Here is a 4815-nt window from a genome sequence, read left to right as displayed (position 1 = left end):
TCCGAACGAGCGAACTGCAGTTCGGGACGTGGCGCTTCGGCCGGACCACGGAGGAGGGGAACCTCGAAATCACCGAGGAGCGCGCCCACGAACTGCTCGACGCCTACGCCGAAGCCGGCGGTCGCTTCATCGACACCGCGGACGTCTACGGCGGCGGCGACAGCGAGCGCTGGATCGCCGATTGGCTCGCCGACCGCGACCGCGAGCGCTACACGATCGCCTCGAAACTGTACTGGCAGATCCGCGAGGGCGATCCGAACAGCCGCGGAACGAACCGGAAGAACGTTCGCCACCGCGTCGACGCGATCCTCGACCGCCTGGATTCCGACTACCTCGACGTCCTCTACATCCACCGTTGGGACGACGAGACGCCGACCCGCGAGCTGATGAAGACACTGAACGGGCTCGTCGAGTCCGGGAAGGTGCACTACCTCGGCGCCTCGACCATGCGCCCGAACGCCTGGAAGGTTGCCCGCGCGAACGCGATCGCCGACGCCCACGGCTGGGAGCCGTTCACCGTCCTCCAGCCGCGGTACAACCTCGTCGACCGCGAGATCGAGGGCGATTACCTGGAGTTCGCCCGCCAGCGGAACCTGGCCGTCTGTCCGTGGAGCCCGCTCGGCCAGGGATTCCTCACCGGGAAGTACTCCCGCGAGGCGGACCTGCCGGACGACTCGAAGGTGGCCGAGTCGAGCCGGTTCAGAGAGTCCTACCTCACGGAGGCGAACTTCGACCTGCACGACGAACTCGACGCGGTCGCCGACGAGGTCGACGCGTCGCCGGCGCAGGTCGCGCTGGCGTGGCTCCTCCACCGGGAGGGCGTCACCGCCCCCATCGTCGGCGCGCGCACGGTCGAGCAGCTGACGGAGAACCTCGCGGCCGCGGAGATCGACCTCTCCGAGGAACAGGTCGAACGGTTGACGACGGCGAAGGCGGGCCCCTACGAGGGACTGTAGCCCGGTAGGGGACGAATCGTCGCCGGCGTTCGAACGGGGAGGTCGCGGTCGCGTCAGTCGTGCTCTCGACCGCGCCGACGACGTCGCCGACCGATCGCACTGCCGAGCCGCTCGGTGCCGGACGTTTATCCGCGTGGCCGCCGAGGCGCGGGTATGGACGCGACCATCGGCGTCACCGTGGGCGACTCGCTCGACCGCCTGGAGGCTACGATCGACGGCTTCGACTTCGTCGAGTTCGCGATCGGCGAGGGCGCCGAGCCCGACGAGGTGGACGACGAGCGCCTGGCGTCGATCCTGGCGGAGGCGGGCGCCGACCTCTGCGTGCACCTCCCCTTCAAACAGGACGTCGCGACCCACGTCCCGGAGATCAACGCGGGCATCCGCGACTACCTGGGGCGGCTGCTGGAGTGGGCCGGCGGCGTCGGCGCCGAGAAGGCCGTCCTCCACGGCACGGCGAGAAACCCTCACGACACCGACCTCCGGCCCATCTTCGCCGACCAGCTCGCGGCCGTCGACGCGGCCGCCGCCGACGCCGGGGTCGAACTCGTCGTCGAGAACGTCGGCCACCAGGCGCGCGGGTTTCCGCTCTCGGTGCTCGGCGATCTGGCGCGCGAGACCGGGACCGCGGTCTGTTTCGACGTCGGTCACGCCTACATGGAGGACGGCGACGACGGCGTCGACCGGTTCTGCTCGGGGTACGGCGACCTCGTCTCGCACCTGCACGTCCACGACGTCCGGAGCCGCGGCGACACCCACCTTCCGATCGGCGCCGGCGAGGTCGACTACGGCGTCGTCTCGGAGCACTTCGGGGGCTTCGACGGCACCGTCGCGGTCGAGGTGTTCACCGACGACGTCGACATGTTGCGCGACTCGGCCCGACGGGCGGGAACGGCCCTCGACGCGGAGCGGTGACGACCGTCCGCAACCCGCGCCCGTCGGTGATCGCCCCTCACCCGTGGCGTGCGACCAGCGCCTCGAGCGTCGCGCGATCCTGGGCGCCCACCAGCCGCTCGGCGGGCTCGCCGTCGGCGAAACAGACCAGCGTCGGCACGCCGCGGACGCCGAGCCTGGTGGCCAGCGTCTGGTGGGCGTCGACGTCGACCGTCGCCACGGCGGCGTCGGTCTCGGCGGCGAGCGCCTCGATCGTCGGCTCCATCATCTTGCAGGGGCCGCACCACTCGGCGTAGCAGTCGACGAGCACCACCGGGTGCGCGCTCACGACGCGCTGGAGGTGGTCCTCGCCCTCGATCTCGATCGGTTCGTCGGGGGCGCCCCCGGTCGCGGCCCCGGACGCGCGGGCGGCGCCGGTTTCGGACCGGCCGTCCCCTTCGCGCTCGAGGCGCTCTCGCAGTTCCCGGAGCTTTCGCTCCCGGATCCGTTCCCGCTCGTCGTCCGTCGCGTCGCTCATGAGCGTTCGTACGACCCCGTCGTCTAAACACCCTCGCTCCCTGCGGCGGCTCTCACATTCCAGGGCTGGCGACTCCCCGTCGACGGTCGCCGGGCAGCGGTCGAGGACGGACTGCTCCCCGCCGACGATGGTCGCCGGGCAGCGGACGAGGGAGACGGCTCCCCGGCAATGGGCACCGGGCAGCGGTCGAGGACGGACTGCTCCCCGCCGACGATCGCCGGTCGGGTCACCCGCCGGAGAACTACCTGACGACGGTCACCCCGCAGGGCGCCCGGCGAACGACCGTCTCCGCCACGCTTCCCAGGAGGACCCGACGGGCGCCCGTCCGCCCGTGGCTGCCGATCACGACCTGATCGACGTCGTGCGATTCGGCGTACTCGACGATGGCTCGCGACGGTCGGCCGGGGACCACTTCGATCTCGATCCGGACCGCCTCCGGGCCGAACTCCTCGCGGAGCCGCTCGCGGCCGCGCTCGCACAGCCCCTCCCCGCGCTCGAAGGCGCGGTCGTACCGCTCGGCGTCGTAGTAGCCGCCCTCGGCGGCCCCGTGGAACGCCTCGGACGGTTCGACGACGTGCAGGAGCGAGATGCGGTCGACGGCGTCGTACGTCAGCGCGTGGTCGAGGGCGGCCTGGGCCGGGTCGGAGTCGTCCAGCGGGACGAGCAGGTGTCTTCCCATGGTCGACGGATGGTGGCCGGACCCCAATACCGCTCCCTCGATTCCCGGCGTCCGGGGTCGACCCGACGTTTTACGGTCTCCCGACTTGTCTCTGCGCCCATGGATAGGGGTGGCGACGACGACGGCGATCGACCGCGGGCCTTCCTGGCCGGACTGCTCGTCCTCGCCGCCCTCGCGACGCTCGTCCTCCACCTCGGCTACGTTCCGCGTCACTTCCCCGAGGAGTACTACCGGGCCGTGCCGTACCTCGCCGCGGGCTGGGTCTCGTACGCGATGGTCTTCTACGTCCTGGGCCGGCTCGCGTCCGATCCGTCCGAACTGCCGAGCATGCGATCGGGCGACGTCGGGGCCGCCCTCGCGCTCCTCGCGCTGTTGCTGGCCGTCGCCCTCGACGCGGGCGGGTTCAGCCCGCGGCTGGTCCTCGAGGCCTACGTCGTGCTGGCGGTCCCGCTGTACGCCGGGCTCGCCCTCGTCGGCTGGTCGCTCGGCCGGCGCACGCGGGCGATCAACCGGATCGCCGGCCGCAGGTGAACCGGATCGCCGGCCGCAGGTGAACCGGGATCCGGGGTGGGTCTGCACTCGTCGTGCCACCGCGGCCCGTCGGCGATCGTCTTCTCGGCGGGGTCTGTCAGCCCCCGTCTTCGCCTCGCGGTCTATCACTCGTCGTCTTCGCCGTGCGACCTCTCACTCGTCGTCTTCGCCGCGCGGGCGGTCGTCGACCTCGACGACGAGCACCCGAACGTCGCCGACGCGGATGACGTGGTCGGCCACGCTGCCGACCGCCATCCGGTGGAGTCCGCCCTGGCCGCGTGTCCCCATCACGATCAGGTCGGCGTCGATCTCGCGGGCGTACTCGAGGATCGTCGACGGCGGCGACCCCTCGCGGACGGTTCCGGTCGCGTCGACGCCGGCGGCTTCGGCGCGCTCGATGACGGCGTCGACGAACTCCGCTGCTCGCTCGCGAAGCGCCTCCCCCGGTCGCGCGGCGTCGCCGGGCAGGCGGACGTCGCCGAGCGGGCCGGGGTCGGCGATCGAGATAACGTGGAGGGTGGCGCCCTGGTCGGCTGCGAGCTCGATCGCGTCCGCCGCGGCGGCCTCGGCGTGCTCGCTGCCGTCGGTCGGGACGAGGATTCGGTCGAACATGGTGGACCATCACCGCGGCCGACCGTCAACGTTCGTCCCGTTCCCGGTCGGTGGGGAGTGCGACCCCGCTCGCGGCCGAACGACGTTCGGTTCGGTCGCGAGGGTGGCCGGTACTGTCGGTTTCTCCTACCGGCGCCCCGTACCGTCGACCATGCATCCTGCGCGCGCAGTCGACGCGCTCTTCCTCTACGCGGGCGCGCTCTTCCTCGCGTACGGCTGGCTGGTCCACGGGTTCGACGACCGACTGGCGATGCTCGCGTACGGGGCCACGGGCGCGATCTTCCTCGCGGTCGGCGGGCACGGCCTCCTCCTTCCGGCCGACGACCGCGACCGGACCGAGTTCGGCGTGGCGGGGTACGTCCTCGGCGCGCTCTGCGTCGCGCTGTCCCTGCTGCTGGTCGCCGGCGTGGTCCTCGGGTAGACGAGCACCGGCGGGACGACGTTCGACGGCCGCTCGCGGTTCGCTACACCGACCGCTCGCCATACCGAGGATCTCGCTCCGCTCGGGGTCTCGCCGCTCGCGGGTCGTCCCTCCCCGCTCGCCGTTCCGAGACGATTCGCTCCGCTCATCGTCTCGCCGCTCGCGGGTCGTCCCTCCCCGCTCGCCGTTCCGAGACGATTCGCTCCGC

General features: G+C 71.9%; 7 protein-coding genes. 4 read left to right on the top strand and 3 right to left on the bottom strand.

The annotated features are described in order from the left end of the window. Positions 1-956, top strand: a 956-nt coding sequence (locus QZT59_RS12025; protein WP_394348653.1) for an aldo/keto reductase, incomplete at its 5' end; no start/stop codon positions are given. A gap of 153 nt (positions 957-1109) precedes the next feature. Next, positions 1110-1868 carry a sugar phosphate isomerase/epimerase gene (locus tag QZT59_RS12020; RefSeq protein WP_290816355.1) on the top strand — a complete coding sequence of 253 codons (759 nt, stop codon included), beginning with the start codon at positions 1110-1112 and terminating at the stop codon, positions 1866-1868. 37 nt (positions 1869-1905) lie between these two features. Here the strand turns inward: QZT59_RS12020 and QZT59_RS12015 are convergent, their stop codons facing one another. Both QZT59_RS12015 and QZT59_RS12010 read right to left on the bottom strand, forming a co-directional pair. Continuing rightward, positions 1906-2364, bottom strand: coding sequence for a co-chaperone YbbN (locus QZT59_RS12015; RefSeq protein WP_290816353.1), 459 nt, complete (start codon positions 2362-2364; stop codon positions 1906-1908). A 241-nt stretch (positions 2365-2605) separates the two neighbouring features. Next, complete coding sequence (locus QZT59_RS12010) at positions 2606-3043, bottom strand: universal stress protein (protein ID WP_290816350.1); 438 nt, start codon at positions 3041-3043, stop codon at positions 2606-2608. A 99-nt stretch (positions 3044-3142) separates the two neighbouring features. Here QZT59_RS12010 and QZT59_RS12005 point away from each other — a divergent pair, with 99 nt between their 5' ends. Then, entirely contained in the window at positions 3143-3574 is a 432-nt protein-coding gene (locus QZT59_RS12005; protein WP_290816346.1) for a hypothetical protein, read from the top strand. Between the two features lie 153 nt (positions 3575-3727). Here QZT59_RS12005 and QZT59_RS12000 read toward each other — a convergent pair whose 3' ends face one another. Then, positions 3728-4186 (bottom strand): universal stress protein, encoded by a 459-nt coding sequence (locus QZT59_RS12000; protein WP_290816343.1) that lies wholly within the window; start codon positions 4184-4186, stop codon positions 3728-3730. A 151-nt stretch (positions 4187-4337) separates the two neighbouring features. Between QZT59_RS12000 and QZT59_RS11995 the strand changes: the two genes are divergently transcribed. Beyond that, positions 4338-4607: a hypothetical protein gene (locus tag QZT59_RS11995; RefSeq protein ID WP_290816340.1), complete on the top strand. Its 270-nt coding sequence runs from the start codon at positions 4338-4340 to the stop codon at positions 4605-4607. Positions 4608-4815: the final 208 nt, after the last annotated feature.

It is taken from the genome of Halovivax sp. (assembly GCA_007119345.1).
GTDB lineage: Archaea > Halobacteriota > Halobacteria > Halobacteriales > Natrialbaceae > Halovivax.
This window is presented reverse-complemented; position numbering and strand designations above follow the sequence as displayed.